The sequence below is a fragment of the Amycolatopsis sp. NPDC114503 genome (genome assembly GCF_055633655.1).
Map to the genome: position 1 here is coordinate 42,140 of NZ_JBVKDT010000025.1, position 19,679 is coordinate 61,818.

Consider the following 19,679-nt stretch of genomic DNA (forward strand, 5'->3'; position numbering starts at 1 on the left):
CTTACTTCAGGAATTTCTCCACCGCGTCCGCAGCCGCGGTGATTCCGCCGTTGGCCCGGATTTCCGCGCGCAGTTCGGCTAACCTCGCGGCAACGTCCGGCGAACTGCTGACCTCGTCGACGGCTTCACGGAGGGACTTGGCGGTCACCTGATCCGCGGGCAGATGCTTGCCGACCCCCAACGCCTCCAGCTGCGCGGCGTTGCCGAACTGGTCGACGGCCTGCGGGATGGCGACCGTCGGGACGCCGTACCACAAGGATTCCGTGCAGCCGCCCATGCCGGCGTGCGTGATGAAGGCCGACGCGGCGTCGAGAATTGCCAGCTGTGGCACCGTTTCGTGCACCTCGACCGACTCCGGCAGCGGGCCGAGATCGTCCTTCGAGACGTGCTTGCCGATCGAGAGCACGACGTGCCAGCTGTCGAATTCGGTGATGCAGTGCCGGTATACGTCCAGTTGGTCGTTGTACGCGGTGCCGAACGACACGAGCAGCACGGGTTTCCCGTCGGACGGCGGCGTCCAGTGTTCTGCCGCACGCGCCGGGTCGAGGCACGGGCCGACGAACTGGACGCGGTCCTCCGGCACCCGGTCGGCGTTGGGCTGCATCGCGCGCGGGATCAGCGACAGGATCGGCACCGGTCGCGCGAGCCACGTCCAGGCGTCTTCGGCGACGCCGTGTTCCGCCAGCCATTCGGTGAACGTCCGGTCGTAGTCCACTCCGGACGGTGAAGTGCGAATCGGTTTGAGGACCTCGGCGAGTTCCTCCTCGTAGCCGTCCCAGGCGACGTAGGTGGGGGAGAGCTGCACCGCCGGCACGTCGTAGCGGAGGCCGAGCAGCGGCGCGCCGAGGCCGCCGATGTCGTAGAGCAGCAGGTCCGGGCGGTCCTGGTCGAAGGTTTCGACCAGCTGCGGGTGGATCGCGATGGCTTCGTCGAGGAAGACGCGCATCGCTTCGGCCGGGTCCTCCGGCCATTCGGCGTCCGGGCCGATCGGGAAGATCGTGGGGTGCGCGACGACGTCCGCGCCGGTCGGTTCGACCAGCTCGGCGAGCGGTTCGCCCACGACGTAGCTGACCCGGTGCCCGCGTCGCACGAGTTCGCGGATGATCCCGAGCGAGGGGTAGACGTGGGAGGGCGCGGAACAGCCGATCACGACGATGTGCTTGCCCATGAGGCGAAAGTGTCCTTTCCGGACGAGATGCGGTCCGGCACGCACAGCGAGGGCGGCCCGGTGGCGGGCGGCCCGGAGAGTCGTGCCGGGATCAGGACAGGCGGCGGCGGGCGAAGATCGTCATGGATCGGGACGGTAGTGGCGCCGGTTGCGGGGAGCAACCGGATTTGCCGGGCATAGCCGTCGCCAGCTTGTCGTGGTGAACAACTCCGCATTGCCCACTACTTTCTATTTCAACCTACTTTGTGTTACAAAGTTCAGGACAGCGAAGCACTGGGGGACGAGATGACAGAAGCGTTCAGGCTGACCGGCCTGGTGAAGCAGTTCAAGCAGGTCCGCGCGGTCGACGGCGTGTCCTTGGCCGTGCGGCGCGGCGAGGTCGTCGCGCTGCTGGGGCCGAACGGCGCGGGCAAGTCGACCACCATCGACATGCTGCTCGGGCTCACCTCGCCGGACGAGGGGAGCGTGCAGGTGTTCGGCGGTTCGCCTCGGGCGGCGCTCGACTCCGGGCGGCTCGCGGCGATGGTGCAGAACGGGTTCCTGCTGCGGGACGTCACGCCGGCCGAGTTGGTCGAGTTGCATCGGTCGATGTTCCGGGATCCGTTGTCGGCCAAGGAGGTTTACGAGCGGGCTGGCATCGGGGAGTTCGCGAAGCGGCGATGCGGCAAGTTGTCCGGCGGGCAGCTTCAGCGGGTCCGGTACGCGCTCGCGCTCACTGGCGACCCGGAGCTGCTGCTTCTTGACGAGCCGACGGCAGCGTTGGACGTCGATGCACGGCGCGAGTTCTGGGCGTCGATGCACGAGTTCACGGCGGCTGGGCGGACCGTCCTCTTCGCGACGCATTACCTCGCCGAAGCCGAGGACTACGCGGGCCGCGTCGTGTTGATGCGGCACGGGAAGATCGTCGCGGACGGGGCGGTCGACGAGGTGCGCGCGAATGTGTCCGGACGAGTGATCAGGGCAGTCGTACAGGGCGCCCGTACGGAAGCTCTGGCCGCGCTGGACGGGGTCGCCAGGGCACGTGTTCAGGGCGATCGTGCGGAACTCGGCTGTACTGACTCCGACCTGGCGATCCGAGCTTTGCTCACGACATTCCCGCGGGCCAGCTCGATCGAGATCACCTCCGCGGGGCTCGAGGAAGCGTTCCTCGCCCTCACTTCCGACGAGCCGCAGGGAGCGCTCCGATGAACCTCGTCTACCTCCGCCTGGAGATCCTGCGCATCGTCCGCAGCCCGCAGTTCGCGCTGTTCACCATCGTGGTTCCGCTCGGCATGTTCCTGCTGTTCGGCGGGCTGTTCGGCGACCAGGTCGGCGCGAACGGCGTCAGGGGCAGCGTCACGACGATGATCAACATGGGTGCGTACGGCGCGATGAGCGGCGCGTTGTTCACCGGCACCCGCGTCGCGACCGAGCGGACTGACGGCTGGCAGCGGCAGCTCCGGCTCACACCGATGCGTGGACCCGACTACCTGATGGTGAAGATCGTGTCCTCGATGGCGATGGCTTTGCCGGTAGTCCTGGTGATCTTCATCGGCGGCGCGTTGCGCGGTGTGCAGCTCACCACAGCACAGTGGCTGCTCAGCGGGGTCTCGCTGTGGCTGGGTGCGTTGCCGTTCGCGGTGCTCGGACTGCTGTTGGGGCTGTTCGGCAAGGGCGACACGGTCGGCGCGATGACTGGGGCGTTGATGCTGCCGCTCGGTGTGTTCGGCGGGTTGTGGATGCCGCTCGCGTTCCTGCCGGAATGGATGACCGCGGTCGCGCACTTCTTCCCTACGTATTGGCTCGGCCGCGTCGGCACGCTCCCGGTGGATCACGCCAGCGGGCTCGGTCTGGCGGTCGGCGTGCTGGCGGTGTGGCTGGTCGTGCCCGCGCTCGTGGTGGTGCGGCGGTTCCGGCTGGGCCCGGTGAAAGTCGCGTGACGTGTTAGCTTCCGTGCTGCATGCGGGGTCAGTACGGGGGAAGGGCGGTTCGGGGTGAACAACGACGCGGGTGACCCCGTCGAGGACGAGGGCGAGCCGCTGTCCGCGGCGGAATCGCTCGAACTCATCGCCCGGCAGAACGAGCGGACGCGCCGGGAGCTGCGAGTGAGCCCGGCGCGTCTGTTCGGCGTCTGGGCGTTCACCTGGCTCGTCGGCTGGGGACTCGTCTACCTCGCCGACGACCGGTCGGCGGCGCTGCTTCCCGGCTGGGTCGCGGGAATCGTCGTCGCGGTGCTGATGATGGGCGCGATCTTCTACTCGGCTTGGCACGGCAGCAAACCCAGCCGGGGGATTCGCGGCCCGTCACGGCGGATCGGAGCGATGTACGGCTGGTCGTGGGGGATCTCGTTCGCCGGGATGTGCCTGATCGACATCCGGATCACCAAACTCCTTCCCGAGGGCTCCGATCTCGTGCCGCTTTTGTGGTCGGGCACTTCGCTGCTGCTCACCGGAGCGCTTTACCTCGCGGGCGGGATGCTGTGGCAGGACATGCGGCAGTACTTCCTCGGCGGCTGGATCATCGTGTGCAGCGGGGCGAGCGTCCTGGTCGGCGTGCCAGGCAACTTCCTCGTCCTCTCGCTCGCCGGCGGCGGCGGATTCGCGGTCGCCGCGCTGGTCTACGTGGTGCGGCCCCGTGGCTGAACTGCCGGAGCTCGACCCCGTCATCCACGCCCAGGCGCGGCTGCGCGTCACGGTCGCGCTCGCCGGGCTGCCTCCCGCCGACCAGATCACCTTCCCCCGGCTGCAGCAGCTGCTGGAGATGACCGCGGGCAACCTCTCGACGCATCTGCGCAAACTCGAGGACGCCGAGTACGTCGAGATCACCAAGGCCTACGAACACCGCACGCCGGTCACGCTGGTGCGGCTCACAAGCAAGGGCCGGGCCGCGTTCGAGAGCTACACGAAGGCGTTGCAACGGCTCCTGGACGCTGGAACCTGACATGTCTCGCTGGGTCGTGCACCTGGACCTCGACGCGTTCTACGCCTCCGCAGAACAGCTCACCCGGCCCACGTTGCGCGGGCGTGCGGTGGTGGTCGGCGGCACCGGGCATCGCGGCGTCGTCGCGGGGGCGAGTTACGAATCCCGCGAGTACGGCGTGCGTTCGGCGATGCCGATGTCCCAGGCGCGACGGCTGCTTCCGGCCGGCGGAGTCGTGTTGCCGCCGCGGTTCCGGTTGTACGAAGTCCTGAGCAAGCAGGTCTTCGACGTCGTCGGCGAGGTCGCGCCGGTGCTGGAACGGATTTCGCTCGACGAGGCGTTCGCCGAACCGCCGGTGCTGGCGGGCGCGTCGGTCGAGCAGGTGACCGAGTGGGCGGAGAACCTGCGGACGCGGATTCGGGACGAGACCGGGCTGACTGCGTCGATCGGGGCGGGAACCGGAAAGCAGGTCGCGAAAATCGGTTCGGACCGGGCGAAGCCGGACGGTCTGCTCGTCGTGCCGCCGGGCACTGAACGCGAGTTCCTGGCACCGCTGACCGTGCGCGCGTTGTGGGGGATCGGGCCGGTGGCGGAAGCGAAACTGCGCACGATCGGTGTCCTCACCTTGGGCGAGCTAGCGGCATTGCCGGAGCCGGACGCGGTGTCGACGCTCGGTGGCGTGGTCGGGCGCGACCTGCGACGGCTGGCGAGCGGATTCGACGACCGTCCGGTCGCGGAGCGGGGCGAAGCCAAGCAGGTGAGCGCGGAGACGACCTTCGACGTTGATGTGGTCGATCTCGTCCGATTGCGCGCGGAGGTAAGGAAAATCGCGGCTGGTGCACACGCTCGGCTGGTGAAGGCTGGTCGCGTCGCGCGCACGGTGGTGATCAAGCTGCGGCATACGGACATGAGCACTGTGACTCGCTCCGAGACCACCGCGTCGCCGACCGATGACCTCGAACAGCTTGCGGCTACTGCGGAACGGCTGCTGCTCGACCCGCAGGAGTTCGGCGGCGTGCGGCTGGCGGGAGTTGCGTTCAGCGGGCTTTCGGTGCCGCATCAGGACGCGTTGTTCAGCTTGACGGTGCCCGCTGCGACGGAGGAGCCGGTGGTCACCTCGACCTCCGCGCCGTCGCCGGGCGGGAGCGCGCCGGTGTCGTCGTCGGGGTGGCGTCCGGGGGACGACGTCGTGCACGCCGAGTACGGCACGGGCTGGGTGCAGGGCGCGGGGCACGGCCGGGTGACAGTGCGGTTCGAGACGCGCACGTCCGGCCCTGGCGTCGCGCGGACGTTCGACCAGACCGATTCAGCGCTGACTCGCGGACAGCCCGCCGACTGTCTGGCCTGAGCATTTCGCCTGGTCACGACCGGGGTGTTAACCCACAAGAGTGATGAGGAAGGATGTGCCGGGCAGTCGGGCAAAGGGGATGATCATGACGAACATGCGCCGCGCCGCCGCCCTCGCCGGGGTCGCGCTGATGCTGACGGCGTGTGGGAGCGAAGCCGCCCCGCAACGCAGTGGATCGCCTTCGGCCGGGCCCTCGTCGTCGGCGGCCGCTTCGCCGGATTCGTTCACCGTCGTGGCGACCGGGGACGTGCTGATCCACCCGCGGCTCACCGAGCAGGCCGAGGCGGACGGCGGCGGGAAGATCGACTACCGGCAGCTGTTCGCCGGGGTCAAACCGCTCGTGTCCGGCGCGGATCTGGGCATCTGCCACCTCGAAACGCCGCTTGCGCCGGAAGGCGGGCCGTACAGCGGGTATCCGTCGTTCAGCGCGCCGCCGGAGATCGCGGATGCGTTGAAGGACACCGGGTACGACACTTGCTCTACCGCGTCGAACCACACACTCGACCAGGGTGCGGCGGGTGTCACGCGCACGTTGGACAAGCTCGACCAGACTGGGTTGAAGCACACCGGCTCCGCGCGTTCGGCCGAGGAAGCGGGGAAACCGCTGATTCTGGACGTGCACGGGGTGAAGGTCGCGCAGCTGTCGTATGCGTTCGGGTTTAACGGGATCAAGCGTCCGGCTGGAAAACCGTGGCTGGCCAACGAAATCGACCCCGACGAGATTCTGGCCGCGGCGCGCGCGGCGAAGGCGGCTGGGGCGGAGGTCGTGATCGCCAGCCTGCATTGGGGCGTCGAGTATCAGCATGACGTGACTGCTGAGCAGAAGCAGCTGGCGCAGAAGCTGACGGCGTCGCCGGATCTCGACTTGATCGTCGGGCATCACGCGCATGTGGTGCAGCCGTTTCAGAAAGTCGGCGGCAAGTGGGTGGCGTTCGGGCTGGGCAATGAGGTCGCTCGGCATGACGAGCCTCGCGGGTCCACCGAGGAAGGGGTCGCGGCCCGGTTCCGGTTCAGCCGGGCTGGCGGGCATTGGGCGGTGGACAAGGCCGAGTACGTGCCGACGTTGATCGACCTCGGGCCGCCGATCCGGTTGCGGGATCTCACGACTGCGCCGCCGACGCAGCGGGGGAAGGAAGCGCTCGCGAATACCGATGAGGTGGTGCTTTCCCGGGGTGCTGGGGATGACGGGTTGAGTCGGCCGGGGCGGTGACGGGTCGGGTCGGTGGCGCGCCGGGGTGGTGGGTGCGTTGGAGGCCAGCGAGTGTTTTGTTGGGTGGGTTGATCGAGCGTTGAGTTGCGCGGGGGCTTCGTTGAGGGCGGTGGCGGAGCGGGGATGGAGGGCCCGGCGCTCGGTGGGCGATCGCCTGCCGGGCGTTTGAGCCACGGTGGGATGCGCTCGAAGGGGTATCAGGGCGATCGCCCTGTGCGGACGATCGCCCTGGTTGGGCGTTCGCCCGAGGCAGTCGTCCGGGGCAGGGCGGACAATCGTCCTGGTCTAGGTGGTTGTGCGTGTCGGACGGTCGTCCAGGGCGATCGCCCTGGACGGACGATCGCCCTGAGGGCGGACGGTCATCTGTGTGTCGAGCGGTCGTCCTGGTCGGGTGTCTTGGGCAGTCGCCCAGGGCAGACGTTCGTACAGGTCGGGTGTCCGCCCCGGACGGACGATCGTGTGGGGCGGGCGGTCGTCCTGGTCTGGTGGTCGTGCGTGTCGGGCGATCGTCCAGGGCAGGCGATCGTGCGGGACGGACGTTCGCTCTGGTCGGGCGTTCGCCCGGGGCAGACGCCCGCCCGAGGCAGACGCCCGGCCCGGTCAGTGGTCCCGGCGGGTGATGAGCTGGGCCAGAGCAGTCAGTTCGGCCGTCGCTCGTGGAGTCGGGTTGGCGGCGGTCAGCGCGGTTAGCGCGTCGGTGAGCAGTTCGTCCGCCTGGGCGTGGCTCCAGGCTCGGCCGCCGGCTTCGTCGACCAGGGCCGCGGCTTTGGCGAGGCAGTCGTCCGGCAGTGGGTGTCGGTACAGCATCGACAGTTCCTGTCCGGCTGACGTGCCCGAGGTGAGCGCGGCGACCACCGGCAGGGACTTCTTGCGGCTGCACAGGTCCGAGTACACCGGCTTCCCGGTGACTGCCGGGTCGCCCCAGATGCCGAGCAGGTCGTCGACGTGTTGGAAGGCCAGGCCTAGCGATCGGCCGAAGCGGCCGAAGCGTTCGATGTGTTCGCCTCGGCCGCCGACTACCAGCACGCCTAGCGTGCAAGCCGCGCTCAGCAGGGCGGCCGTCTTGCCTTGTGCCATTCGCACGCATTCCGCGACTTCGACGTTCGTCCGCTGTTCGAACGCCAGGTCTTCGTGCTGGCCGTGGAGGAGGTCCAGTACCGCTGTGCTCAGCAAGCGCGCCGCGGCGGGGCCGTCTGGGGACAGGACGTCGAAGGCCAGGGCGAGCAGGGAGTCTCCGGCCAGCACGGCTTGTCCGGTGCCGAACACGGTCCACGCGGTGGGGCGGTGCCGCCGGGTGCGGTCGCCGTCCATGACGTCGTCGTGCAGCAGGGAGAAGTTGTGCGCCAGTTCGACGGCCACGGCGGCCGGGATCGCGTCTTCCGGGTCTCCGCCGCAGGCCTCGGCGCACAGCAGCACCAGCGCCGGGCGCAGTGCTTTGCCTCCGGAGGCGCTCGTCGCGGTCCCCGTCTCGTCCCACCAGCCGAGGTGGTAGCCGGCGATCCGGCGCATCGACACGGGCAGCCGGTCGACCGCCTTCCGCATCGCCGGTTCCCATCGGCTCCGGCTCCAGTCCAGCACCTCGGCCACGGAACGGGTCCCGGTGCGCGCGTCCACTGTCGTCATCGCCGCACCGCTTCCCTGCGCGGCGCGGCGGCCAAAGTGGACAGTTCGGCGGGGTCGGTGACGGTCACTGCGAAACCACCTAACGTCGAAAACGCCCGGGAACACGGAGAGACAGTGTTTTCCGGGAGCGGGAGAGGAATGCGAATCGAAAAGCGGCGCCGCGGATCAACATAGCAAGCGGGATCACCCCGACAATCACTCGATCGGGTAGCCGGGTCCGATTCACCTGTTTGCCGAAGCTCCTTTTCGGACATTGCCGGTGCTGTTGTCAGGTCGACAACCAGGAGTGCGTCACCGTCGGTCTGCTGCCGTAACCCGGTCGTGTGCGCGCGACCGGTACCTGTGTCGTTTCCCTTGTCAATCAAGGGCAATCGGGGGAACCGGTATCCGGGTCACTGCTCCGATCCGGCGAACCGAGGCGGCGGCGGACGGCCACCCGGCTGAATCGCGCGTTCCGCCGTTGTCCGTTCCGGAATCTGCTGGATAGCGTCGGCCAGCGTATTTCCCGCGCGAAAGGAACCGGATGAACGTCTACGTGACCGGGGTGTTCTGGGTCGTCGGCGCGGCCATCGCGGCCGCGGTGATCGGCTATCTCGTCCGGCGCTTCGGCTGGGACGAGGGCCGCCGCGACAACAACGACGCCGCGGGCCAGGTGTTCACCATCGTCGGCGGGCTGCACGCGGTCCTGGTCGCCTTCGTGCTGATCTCGCTCTTCGACGCCGTCACGTCCACGCGCGAGGGTTCCTACACCGAGGCGGAAGGCCTGGTCGCCGCGACCTGGTCGGCGCAGGCGCTGCCCGGGGACACCGGCGAGCAGGTGCGGCACCTCGCGATCGCTTACGCGACGACGGTGTCGAAGCAGGAGTGGCCCCGGCTCATCGACGACGGCCCGATCCCGGACACCGGCTGGACCCAGCTCGACCAGATGCGCCGCGTCGTCGCCAACGCGCAGGCGAGCGACGACTGGACCAACGACCGGAAGAAGGACGCCGCCGCGCAGCTCTGGCAGGTCTACCAGGCCCGGCAGACCCGGCTGACCGGCGCGGAAACCGACGGCGTCGGCTCGGTCATGTGGTTCGCGCTCATCCTCGGCAGCGTGATCTCGGTCCTGCTGCCGAACCTCTTCGGCGGCACGCGGATGGCCGCGCACCTGGTGATCGTGTCGACGCTGGCCGGCACGATCGTCCTGCTGCTCTACGCGATTTACCAGCTGCAGAACCCTTATGCCGGAGGCGCGAACGTGCATCCGGACGCGTTCACCGGTGCGATCTCGCGGCTCGGCTGACCGGTGCGAGGTTCCCGGTACCTGACTGTGGTGGCCGCCGCGGCCGCGGTCGCCGGGCTGCTCGTCGCGTCCGGCTGGCTGGCTCCCGCCCGGCAGCGCGCGGCCGCGACGTCCTGCCGGGTGCTGCAGGTCGAAAGCCGCGACGGGTGGTCGTCCGACATCGTGCGGTTGACGTTGCCCTCCGGCGCACGGCATCTCTTGCACCACAGTCCTTTCGCGCTGAACGCCATCGCGTACTCGGCGGCGCAGGATGTTACGTACGGCGTCGCCGACGGCCGTTTCCACGACGGCTCGCACGCGGTGCGGATCGACTCCGACGGCAAGCTGACCGACCTCGGCCCGGTCGGCCGCGACACCCACCACGGCGTCTGGAGCTGGGTGACCGGCGCGACGGCCGGGGCGATGTCCGGCAATTCCTGGTACGTGAAGCGGGCGACGAGTCTGTACACAGTGGACGTTGACCCGCGCAGCTCCGGTTTTCTCACCGCGACCGGGCCGGTGCTGCTGCATCCGTGGTGGCTCGCTTCGGGGGTCGACGATTTCGCGTACAACCCGGAAGACGGTCTGCTGTACGGGGTTTCGTCCACCGGCGAGGGCGCGGTGGTCACGGTGAATCCGGTGAGCGGGAAGGTCGCGAAGGTGCCGGGGGAGCGATTTCCGGACGCGACTTACGGTTCGGTCGTGTTCGGGCCGGACCACAAGCTCTACGCGACGGCGAACTGGATCGACGGGCGGAGCGTCACGTACCGGATGGACGGCGGTTCCGCGGTCGAGGTGAGCACTGGGCCGCCGTTGGTGCTTTCCGACGGTGCCGGATGTTTGGCTGAACCCGCGCCACCGCCTCCGCCACCTCCGCCGCCACCCCCGCCGCCGACGTCGTCTTCGGCACCGCCGCCGTCCTCGGCGTCGCCCACACCATCCCCGACGCCGACGCCGACGCCGTCCCTGTCGCCCACGCCGCCGCCGTCGACCTCGGCGAGCCCCACGCCGTCCTCAACCCCGGCACCCCCGCCGACGCCATCGTCACCCCCGCCGTCCCCGGCGCCGACCCAGCCGAGTCCGATCGCCCCCACCCTGACCCCGACGCATCCCCCGCAACCGCGGGACGCGATCATCCAGCCCATCCCCATGCCGCAACCCCCCGCGCCCTCGCGCGCCGCTCCGGTGAAGGCCATCCAGAAACTGCCGGAGAAACGCGCGACGAAAGCGCGCAACGCGGTGAAGAAGCAGCGTCGCTGGGGTGTGGCGGCGATCCTGCTGATCGTCGGAGGAGGTGCAGTAGCGGCTCGAGCACGGCGCGCTCGTTAACGCGGCAGTCGTCTCGATGACGGATACTGTCCAACTCGGCCGTCGAGACTTCCCCGGGCGTCGAAACGACGTCAGAGGAGGAGAAAGCCGATGAAACGCGTGAAGATCGGGCTGGTCGCCGGGGCGCTGGTGCTGCCGCTGGCCGCCGCGGGCCCGGCCGAGGCCAAGGGCCGTCCGGACGACCATTACCGGGTGCGGGCCGGGCACACGCTGCAGGTGCGCGGCGACGCTCAGCGCGACGGTGCGGTCGTGCGGCACACCGATCCCGGGCACGGCGCGCTGAGCATCGGCCCGGACGGAGCGTTCCGCTACACGCCCGCCGCGGGGTTCACCGGGCGCGACACGTTCACCTACACCGTCAGCGACGCGGTCCGGCTGTACCCGACGGACTTGCCGTCGCTCGGCACGATCGGCGGCGTCAAGATCACTGGCGGCGGGTACGGTTCCGCGCTCGCTCCGGTGCCGGGTTCGCGCGACGAGTTCTACGGACTCACCGACCGCGGCCCGAACGTCGACGCGCCGGACGGGTCCAAAGTGGAGCCCATCCCGTCGTTCACGCCTGCCATCGGCAAGTTCCGGCTCAAGGGCGGGAAAGCCGTGCTGGAGCGGAACATTCCGCTGCGCGCGGCGGACGGTTCGCCGTACAACGGCCAGGTCAACACCCTGGCGAACACCGGCGAGACCATCGTGGATCTCCAGGGCGCGAAACTGCCCGCGTCGCCGAACGGCTACGACTCCGAAGGCCTGGTCGCCCAGCGCGACGGCACCTTCTGGGTGTCTGACGAGTACGGCCCGTTCATCACGCACTTCCGCGCCGACGGCCGCGCGATCGAGCGGCTCTCTCCGTTCGACGGTTCGCTGCCGAAGGAACTGAAGAACCGCGTGCCGAACAAGGGCATGGAGGGGCTCGCGCTCACGCCGGACGGCCGGACGCTCGTCGGCGTCATGCAGTCCGCGCTGCAGCAGCCGGATCTCGCCAAGAAGCCCAGCAAGGTTCCCGCGCTGCGGATCGTGACGGTCGATCTGAAGACCCGCGCCACGCACGAGTACGCGTACCTGCTCGACAACCCGGACGAGACCGGCACTGCGGTCTCCGAGATCACCGCGCTGTCGGCGACCCGGTTCCTCGTGGACGAGCGCGACGGCAAGGCCGAGCCGGGCGCGTACAAGAAGCTGTTCGAGATCGACCTGAGCAAGGCGACTGATCTCGGCCCGGCGGCGAAGGTGCCGGGCGCGACCTATGACGCGGCCAAGGGCGGGCTGCTCGTCGACGGCGGCAAGAGCATCGAGGCGTACGTCGGCAAGGCGACCACCGACGAGGCTGCTGACGCCCTGAAGAAAGTCGGTGTGACGCCCGCGGCGAAGAAGTTGTTCCTCGATGTCGGCGGGCTGGTGACCGGGCTGGATCCGAGTGGTGGTTTCTTCGGTCACGACAAGGTGGAAGGTGTCGCGACGACCGATGGCGGCCGCACTGTGGTGATCAGCAATGACAGCGACTTCGGCATCGACGGTGTCGCGAACGCGGCGGCTCCGTACACGCTGCATGCGAAGACGCAGCCGAACGGTCAGCAGGACGACGGCGAGTACCTGCAGGTGGACATGACGAAGCTGCCGGCGCGGACGCGCACGCTGACGGTGACCGTCGACGTGCGCTGACGGGCGTCAGTACTTGAACTGATCCACGTTGTTCTGCGTGATCAGCAGGGGATCGCCGAGCAGGACCGTCCGGGTGGCCGCGTCATAGCGCACCGCGGGAAGCTCCGGGCTCACGTTGTTGCTGGGCCGGAGCGGGGTGCCGGTCGCGAGCTGCTCGGCGGTCCAGGCGGTGAGGTAGCCGAGGGATTCGACGTTCCACAGCACCGTCATGGAGCAGGACCCGTCGACCAGGTACGGCTTCATCGTCTGCGGCGTGCCGGTGCCGACGGTGAACACCTGGCCGATCTTCTGCTGATCACGCACCGCCCGCGCGATGCCCGGCGTCGCCGTCGTGCACTGGCCGATCATGCCGGTGAGCTTCGGATGCCGGTTGAGGATCTCCTTCGCCAGTTTCGTGGCGGTGGTGGTGTCCTCGTCGGCGTACACCGTCTCGACCAGCTTCGCTCGCGGATAACGTTGTGCCGCATAGGCTTTCTCGGCTTCGATCCACGAGTTGAGGTTCGCCGCGGTCCGCCCGCACGAGACGATCGCGTACTCGCCGGCGCCGCCGGTTTTCTTCATCAGCGAGTCGACCAGCGCCGAACCGATGCCCTCGGCCGTCGTCTGGTTCACGAAGACCTCGCGCTGCGAATCGGCGGCGTCGGTGTCCGTGGTGAGCACGTGGATGCCCTTCGCGCGCGCCTCCGCGATCGTCGGGGCCAGCTCCGCCGGGTCGTTCGGGGCCACCGCGATGACGTCGACGCGTTCGGCGATGAGCTGCCGCAGGATCGCCGTCTGCGCCTCCGGATCGACCGTCGCCGGGGCGCGGGTGAACCACTTCGCGCCGAGCCGTTCGGAGGCCAGCATGCCGCCGGCGTTCATCGCGTCGAAGTACGGGATCCCGCCGATTTTCGGCACGAAGGCGATTTTCGCCGGCTCCGGAGCCGAGCCGGACAGGACCGGCGTGCAACTGGCCGCCACCGCCGCCGCGGTCGCCACCAGCGCCGCACCCAGCACGAGCGTTTTGGTCCGCCCTCGCATCCCCCACCGTTCCCCGGCAACTTGACCTGGCAGCCGAAGGTAGGGCCAGTGACCGCAGGGGGTCAACCGAACGCGATCAAACGGTTACGCAAACGAGTTCAACCGCCGGAAGGCGCAGCCCCCTCTCCGCCCGCCGGACACGTCCCGTCCCCGGGCAGTTCACCGGTCAGCAGGTAGTGCGCGGCCTTGTCGTCGACGCACGGGTTGGGCTCGTTGAGGTACGCGGCGTGGTTGCCGCCGCCGTCGACGAGCAGGCTCGAACCGCGCAGCGCCCGGTGCATCCGCTGCGCGCCGATCAGCGGCGTCGCGGCGTCGTCTTTCCCTTGCAGCAACAGGATCGGCGGCACCGGAGCGGAGCCGATCCGGACCTCCGGAGACGGCGGGACCCGCCAGAACGCGCACGGGGCGCTGTACCAGCTGTTGAGCCAGGCGAACAGCGGTGCGGTCGTGGCCGATTTCGCGGTGTCCGCGTGCCAGGCCGCCCAGTTCCGCGGCCAGCCGGCGTCGGCGCAGTTGTAGGCGAGCTGGCCGGGATCGACCGCGTACTGGGCCTGTCCGGCGGCGACGTTCAGCCCGGTCGAATCCCCGCCGCGATGGCTCGCGACCGCCTGCATCAGCGACGGCCAGGCCCAGTCGCCGTACATCGCGGACGACAGCAGATCGTCCAATTCGGACACTCCGGTTTTGCCGTCCGCCGGTTGCGTTGCGAGCTTTTCGCGCAGCTCGTTCCAGGAAGCCTTCACCGCGGACGCGGTGGTGCCGAGGTGATACGTGCCATCGCGCTCCGCCGTCCACGCGAACAGCTGCTCAGCCCGCGCCTGCAGGGCCGTGTTTTGCTGGAACTGCGTTTGATACGTGGTGACCGTCGGATCGACGACGCTGTCCAGAATCATCCGGCCGGTGTGCGCCGGGAACAACGTCGCGTACGTGGCGCCGAGCTTGGTGCCGTAGGAATAACCGAGATAGTCGATCTTGTCCTTGCCGAGCGCTTCGCGGATCCGGTCCATGTCGCGCGCGGCGTTCTCGGTGGTGAGGTGCGGCAGCAGGTCTTTCCCGTTCTCCGCGCAGTGCGCCGCGATCTGCTTGGCCAGATCTTCGCGCTTGCGCTCTTGCGGAAGGTTGGCCGGTTGGTACGGCGACGCGGGATGCGGCGCGAGTTTCGAGGTGTCGCCACACGAAACCGGTGTGCTCGCACCGATTCCGCGCGGGTCGAAGCTGAACACCGCGTGCTGCTGCGCGACGTCCTGCGGCAGCTGGCTGAACACGAGCTTCTCGGTGCCGAGCCCGGACGCGCCTGGGCCGCCGGGGTTCACCAGCAGGAAATGCGGCGCACTGAGACTGCCCATGCCGGAGACGGTGAGGGTGATCTGCTTCCCGTCCGGTTTCGCGTAGTCGAGCGGCACCTGAAGGCTCGCGCACGACACCTGCCGGGGCGTCCCGGCAGGGCATTCGCCCCACTTGAGCGGAGACGGCTGCGCGCTGGCCGGAGCGCTGAGGAAGCTTCCGAGGAGGAGAACGAGGACGAATGCGGCGGCGCAACGGCGCGCCGAGTTGATCACCACACTTCCGGTTATACCGATTCGCCGGAGCCGCCGGGCGACAGTCATCACATCGGGCGACCTTGCGCCATTGATACCCCTGAGGGGTATAGTCAGCCGCATGAACGAGCACCAGCACGGAGCGTCTTGGTCCACCGCCGCCCAGGCGACGCTGCACTGCCTCACCGGGTGTGCCATCGGCGAAGTGCTCGGCATGGTTCTCGGCACCGCGTTCGGCCTGCACAACGCGGCGACTGTGGTGCTGTCCATCGTGCTGGCGTTCGTCTTCGGGTACGCCCTCACCATGCGCGGCGTACTCAAGTCGGGGCTCGCTCTCGGAGCTGCCTTCAAGGTCGCGCTGGCCGCCGACACGGTGTCGATCGCGGTCATGGAGGTCATCGACAACACCGTCGTCGTGGCGATCCCGGGCGCGATGGACGCGGGACTGTCGAGCGGATTGTTCTGGCTGTCGCTGGCCTTGTCGCTCGCGATCGCCTTCGTGGTCACGGTTCCGGTCAACAAGTGGATGATCGGCCGCGGCCGTGGGCACGCCGTCGTGCATGCCCACCACCGTCACTGAAGTTCAGCAGGACGGCACCGGCGAATCGGCTCGGAGATAGGCCTCGGACACGTAATGTCCGGGGCCTATCCGGTTCCAACGCGTGGTTCCGCCCACCGCTTCGCCTCGCACGGAACACTCGATCGGCACCTGCGCGGAATCGGCGGCCAATCCGGCTTCCGGCGCGTCGTTGTCCGCGGACGTGCGCACGACCAGCGGAGCCCCGCCGGTCACCTCGCCGGTGGCCGGAGCGGTGCCGGTCCAGAGAAAAGTGACGTCGACGTAGCTGCTGCCTTTGAGGCCGAGACCGTCCCAGAACGTGCCGTCGGCCAGATCGAGGCCGGCCGGGTTGCGCACGGTGCGGCCGTGTTCGTCCTTGCCGCCGTTGAAGCCGTTTTGGTACGCCGCTTGGGCTTCCGGCACCCCTTGGGGCAGCGAACCGAACTGTGCGCGACGGTCGGCGGGGTTCCAGTAGTCGTCGTGTTCGTTCCACGGCCCGACATCCCACACCGGCGCGTACTCGCAGCGCGTGCCGTCGGTGCGGCACACCCGGACGGTGAAGGTCCCTCTTCCCTTGGAGGACACCGTTTTCGTCGACGGAAGCGCCACGAAATGGTCTCGTTCGGTGATCCGGTGCCCGCTCGAGGTGGTGCCGCCGACGAGCCCTTCGCGGGTCGCGTAGAGGCGGTAGGTCAGCGGTCTTTCCAGGACTCTTCTGCCGTGCTGGGGTTTCGCCGAGACGGGAACCGGAGTCGACAAAGCGATAACTGCCACTGCGAGAAGGACGTGACCAGCCGCTTTCCTGGTGTTCATCAGCGCATCGTGGCCCGGCGCGCGGGATTGGCCGCGCAACTCCGCCCGCGCGTCAGGCGGACACGATCCGGTGCGGTCCGGTCTTGCGCGGCCGGTCGTCGGCCGGGGCGTCGGCGGAGAGCTCCCGGCGGATGGCGCGGGCGCGTTCGGCGTAGCTGCGGGACCGTTCGGGCTGGCTGAGCGCGGTGTGGAGTTCGCCGAGGAGCTGGGAGACATGGGCTTCGGAACGGCGGTCTCCGTTGCGGCGGTGCACGCTCAGCGAGTTCACCAGCAGCAGCTGCGCGTGTGCGAGATCGCCGCTGTACAGGCACAGTTCGCCGAGGTTCTGGTTCGCGTAGCCGACGCAGTGGTCGTCGCCGAGATCGATGAAGACGGCGATGGCGCGCGTGACGTGTTCGCGGGCTTCGGCGAGGTTGCCCTCGCGTTGGTGCAGAAGCCCGAGCCGTTGCAGCGCATGGGCTTCCCGGTGCCGGTCGCCGATTTCACAGGACAGCTCCAGCGCGTCGGTGTACCAGCGGCGGGCCGTCGCGTAGCACTTGCGCGCGACCCAGATCGACCCGATCGCGATCCGGATCACCGCTTCGCCGTGCGGATCGCCCGCCTCGCCGAACAGCCGGAGCGCTTCGTGACAGGGTTCGAGCGCGCGGTCGGTTTGGCCTTGCATCCGCAGCACGGTGCCGAGGCCGGCGTGTGCCTCGCCGAGGCCCTGCTGGTCGCCGATGCGCTGGTACAGCTCGCGCGCGGCTTCGAACGCGACCATCGCGTCCGCATCGTTGTCTTGGTACAGCAGGACTTGCCCGAGGTTGCGCTGCACGACTGCCTCGCCGCGGAGCGCGCCTGCCCGGTGGGCTGCTTCCAGGGCGATCAGGTGGGTGGCGTGCCAGTCGTCCTGGTGGCCGCGGAGGTCGAAATACGGCGTGAGGGCTACGGTGAGCCGCCAGGTCAGGTCGTCGAAACCGTGTTCGGCGGCCAGCCCGACGGCGGCGACGCAGGTGGCGCGTTCGGCGGCGAACCAGGCGGCGGGGTCGGTCAGCAGGCGGTCTGCTTCCGCGGGGAGGGCTGGGCCGGTTTCGTCGTGGTACTGGCCGAAGAAGTGGATCGGCATTCGTTCGGCGGCTTCTATTGCCAGCGCTAGATATCCCTCGAGGACCCGGCCGATCGCGGCCCGGGTTTCGCCGGGCTCGGCCAGTTCGGCGGCGTAGACGCGCAGCAGGTCGTGCAAGCGGTAGCGCGGTTGGCCCGCGACGTCGGTGGCGACGAGTTCCACCAGGTGTGCGTCGACGAGCACGTCGAGGACGTCGTCGGCGGACGGGCGGCCCAGGACCGCGGCGACTGCCCATGCCGGGAACTGCACCGGGCCCAGTGCGCCTAACCGGCGGAAGGCCGCGGCGGCGGACATGGGCAGGAGGTCGTAGCTCAGGGTCACGCTCGCCCGGACGGCCAGGTCGCCGACGCGCAGTTCGTCGAGGCGGCGGTGTTCGTCGTGGAGACGGTCGGCGAGGATGCGCAGGGACCAGGCCGGGCGGTGGGTGAGCTTGGCGCCGGCCACGCGGATCGCCAGCGGCAGATGTCCGCACTGGCGCAGGATCGCCGCGGCGTCTTCGGGTTCGGCGGCTACCCGTTCGTGGCCGACGATGCCTTCCAGCAGGCGCGCGGCTTCCGGTTCGGGCAGCAGGTCGACGTCCACCGGGACCGCGCCGGGCAGGTCCGGCAGGCGGATCCGGCTGGTGACGAGCACCGCGCACGCGCCCGCGCCGGGCAGCAGCGGGCGTACTTGGGCGGCGCTGCCCGCGTCGTCCAGGACGATGCACATCCGGCGTCCGGCGAGCTGGGAACGCAGGAGCGCGGCGCGTTCCGCGAGATCTCGGGGCAGGCCGGAATCCGGGATGCCCAGTGCGCGCAGGAGTTCGGCCAGGACGCTCATCGGGGAGCGCGGGGACGACGAGGTTCCGGCCAGGTCCACATGCAACTGTCCGTCCGGGAAAACGGTGCGGACGGCGTGCGCTACCCGTACGGCGATTGAGGATTTGCCGATTCCTGGTGCGCCGGAGAGGACGACGATCGTGGGACGTTCCGCTTCGGCGTGCTGGCGGAGTTTCGCGACCAGGTGCTCGATTACCTCGCCGCGGCCGGTGAAATCGGGCAGATCCAGGGGGAGCTGGCAGATCGGCGGGATTTTGGCGCAGGGGACTTCGAGGGTGGTGCGGAGTTCGCGGAGCGCTGCGCCGGGGCTTGCGGACAGTTCGTCGGCGAGGGTTTGTTCGACTAGTTCGTACGCTTCGGCGGCTTCGGTGGCGCGGCCTGCGTCGCGGAGGGCGGTGATGAGGTGGTGCCAGAGTTCTTCGCGCAGCGGGTGTTCGGTGACTAGGGCGCGGAGTTCGGCGATGACTTCGTTGTGGCGGCCTAGAGCTAGGCGGGCGCGTAGGCGTTGTTCTTGTACTGCCAGGCGTAGTTCGTCCAGGCGGGCGACGGTGGGGCCCCAGGTTGGGTCGTGGGGGAGGCCTTCCAGTACTTCGCCGCGCCAGAGGGCGTGGGCTTCGTCCAGGAGGGTTAGGGCGGTTTCCGGGTGGTCTTGGGTTTCCCAGGCCTGGGTGGCCAGGCGGGTGAAGACGAGGTGGTCGAGTTCGTCTTCCGGGACGGTGAGGAGGTAGCCGGAGGCTCGGCTGGTGATGCGGTCGGCGAGGTCGGGGGAGGTTTCCGCTAGACGTCTGCGGAGGGAGTGGACGTAGGTGCGGATGTTGGCGGCGGCGGAACGGGGGGCGGTGGTCGGCCAGAGGACTTCGACCAGGGCTTCGGTGGAGACGACGATGTTGGGCTGGAGGGCCAGTGCGGCCAGGAGCAAGCGGGGCTTCGGGCCGCCCAGAGGTACGGCCCTGCCCTCGGCGATGACCTCCAGCGGCCCCAGGATCCGGAAGGTCAGCGAAATCAATTTACCCGCCTTGGCGGCAAGGTCCCCATGGTCGGCATGCTAGGAGCGTTTGCGGCGGTTAGCTAGATCCACTTGGGGAGGAATACCCCATAAGGGGTGATATCGGGGGGTTGATGTCACTGTCTGTTTGCCGGGGTGGGGTGAATTGTTTTCATGTGCGGTGGGGCGGGGTGGGGGTTTCGGCTCGTCGCCTGGCGGCGACGTTGCGCCGGAGGCGTTGCGTGGGACACCCCGAAGCCAAGTGTGCTGACGGTTCGGGGGTGCTTGTCAAGGCGGGAAAGATGCCTTGACAAGCACCCCCGAACCGCAGGGAGGCTTCGTATC

Annotated in this window: 16 protein-coding genes; 10 read left to right on the forward strand and 6 right to left on the reverse strand. The window is 69.0% G+C overall.

Annotated features, from left to right (window positions below; all coding sequences use genetic code 11):
- Position 1 precedes the first annotated feature (1 nt).
- Positions 2–1,168, reverse strand: coding sequence for a macrolide family glycosyltransferase (locus tag ACZ7OI_RS48620; protein WP_470270906.1), 1,167 nt, complete (start codon positions 1,166–1,168; stop codon positions 2–4).
- 285 nt (positions 1,169–1,453) lie between these two features.
- On the opposite strand from ACZ7OI_RS48620, the gene ACZ7OI_RS48625 reads away from it, so the two are divergent.
- The 6 genes from ACZ7OI_RS48625 (at position 1,454) to ACZ7OI_RS48650 (ending at position 6,624) form a co-directional block, all read left to right on the forward strand.
- Positions 1,454–2,356 carry an ABC transporter ATP-binding protein gene (locus tag ACZ7OI_RS48625; RefSeq protein WP_470270907.1) on the forward strand — a complete coding sequence of 301 codons (903 nt, stop codon included), beginning with the start codon at positions 1,454–1,456 and terminating at the stop codon, positions 2,354–2,356.
- Positions 2,353–3,087: an ABC transporter permease gene (locus ACZ7OI_RS48630; RefSeq protein WP_470270908.1), complete on the forward strand. Its 735-nt coding sequence runs from the start codon at positions 2,353–2,355 to the stop codon at positions 3,085–3,087. The genes ACZ7OI_RS48625 and ACZ7OI_RS48630 overlap by 4 nt, the downstream gene beginning before the upstream one ends.
- Before the next feature lie 54 nt (positions 3,088–3,141).
- The gene (locus tag ACZ7OI_RS48635) at positions 3,142–3,789 is read left to right on the forward strand and encodes a hypothetical protein (RefSeq protein WP_470270909.1); all 648 of its coding nucleotides are present in this window, start codon (positions 3,142–3,144) and stop codon (positions 3,787–3,789) included.
- Positions 3,782–4,087 carry a winged helix-turn-helix domain-containing protein gene (locus ACZ7OI_RS48640; RefSeq protein WP_470270910.1) on the forward strand — a complete coding sequence of 102 codons (306 nt, stop codon included), beginning with the start codon at positions 3,782–3,784 and terminating at the stop codon, positions 4,085–4,087. The genes ACZ7OI_RS48635 and ACZ7OI_RS48640 overlap by 8 nt, the downstream gene beginning before the upstream one ends.
- Before the next feature lies 1 nt (position 4,088).
- Positions 4,089–5,414, forward strand: coding sequence for a DNA polymerase IV (locus ACZ7OI_RS48645; protein WP_470270911.1), 1,326 nt, complete (start codon positions 4,089–4,091; stop codon positions 5,412–5,414).
- A 79-nt stretch (positions 5,415–5,493) separates the two neighbouring features.
- The gene (locus ACZ7OI_RS48650; RefSeq protein WP_470270912.1) at positions 5,494–6,624 is read left to right on the forward strand and encodes a CapA family protein; all 1,131 of its coding nucleotides are present in this window, start codon (positions 5,494–5,496) and stop codon (positions 6,622–6,624) included.
- A gap of 600 nt (positions 6,625–7,224) precedes the next feature.
- Here ACZ7OI_RS48650 and ACZ7OI_RS48655 read toward each other — a convergent pair.
- On the reverse strand, positions 7,225–8,247 hold the full coding sequence (locus ACZ7OI_RS48655; protein ID WP_470270913.1) for a family 2 encapsulin nanocompartment cargo protein polyprenyl transferase: 1,023 nt from the start codon (positions 8,245–8,247) through the stop codon (positions 7,225–7,227).
- Positions 8,248–8,770: 523 nt separating this feature from the next.
- Between ACZ7OI_RS48655 and ACZ7OI_RS48660 the strand changes: the two genes are divergently transcribed.
- From ACZ7OI_RS48660 to ACZ7OI_RS48670, 3 genes are all read left to right on the forward strand, one after another.
- On the forward strand, positions 8,771–9,532 hold the full coding sequence (locus tag ACZ7OI_RS48660; RefSeq protein WP_470270914.1) for a bestrophin-like domain: 762 nt from the start codon (positions 8,771–8,773) through the stop codon (positions 9,530–9,532).
- 3 nt (positions 9,533–9,535) lie between these two features.
- Complete coding sequence (locus ACZ7OI_RS48665) at positions 9,536–10,840, forward strand: DUF6923 family protein (RefSeq protein ID WP_470270915.1); 1,305 nt, start codon at positions 9,536–9,538, stop codon at positions 10,838–10,840.
- A gap of 90 nt (positions 10,841–10,930) precedes the next feature.
- A complete protein-coding gene (locus tag ACZ7OI_RS48670; protein ID WP_470270916.1) occupies positions 10,931–12,496 on the forward strand; it encodes an esterase-like activity of phytase family protein in 1,566 nt (521 codons plus the stop codon).
- A 6-nt stretch (positions 12,497–12,502) separates the two neighbouring features.
- Here ACZ7OI_RS48670 and ACZ7OI_RS48675 read toward each other — a convergent pair whose 3' ends face one another.
- The gene (locus ACZ7OI_RS48675; RefSeq protein ID WP_470270917.1) at positions 12,503–13,516 is read right to left on the reverse strand and encodes an autoinducer 2 ABC transporter substrate-binding protein; all 1,014 of its coding nucleotides are present in this window, start codon (positions 13,514–13,516) and stop codon (positions 12,503–12,505) included.
- Between the two features lie 98 nt (positions 13,517–13,614).
- The gene (locus ACZ7OI_RS48680; protein ID WP_470270918.1) at positions 13,615–15,078 is read right to left on the reverse strand and encodes an alpha/beta hydrolase; all 1,464 of its coding nucleotides are present in this window, start codon (positions 15,076–15,078) and stop codon (positions 13,615–13,617) included.
- Between the two features lie 97 nt (positions 15,079–15,175).
- On the opposite strand from ACZ7OI_RS48680, the gene ACZ7OI_RS48685 reads away from it, so the two are divergent.
- On the forward strand, positions 15,176–15,634 hold the full coding sequence (locus ACZ7OI_RS48685; protein WP_470270919.1) for a DUF4396 domain-containing protein: 459 nt from the start codon (positions 15,176–15,178) through the stop codon (positions 15,632–15,634).
- Positions 15,635–15,637: 3 nt separating this feature from the next.
- Here the strand turns inward: ACZ7OI_RS48685 and ACZ7OI_RS48690 are convergent, their stop codons facing one another.
- Together ACZ7OI_RS48690 and ACZ7OI_RS48695 are read right to left on the reverse strand one after the other, a co-directional pair.
- On the reverse strand, positions 15,638–16,426 hold the full coding sequence (locus ACZ7OI_RS48690) for a hypothetical protein (protein ID WP_470270920.1): 789 nt from the start codon (positions 16,424–16,426) through the stop codon (positions 15,638–15,640).
- Positions 16,427–16,478: 52 nt separating this feature from the next.
- Entirely contained in the window at positions 16,479–19,355 is a 2,877-nt protein-coding gene (locus ACZ7OI_RS48695; RefSeq protein WP_470270921.1) for an AfsR/SARP family transcriptional regulator, read from the reverse strand.
- Positions 19,356–19,679: the final 324 nt, after the last annotated feature.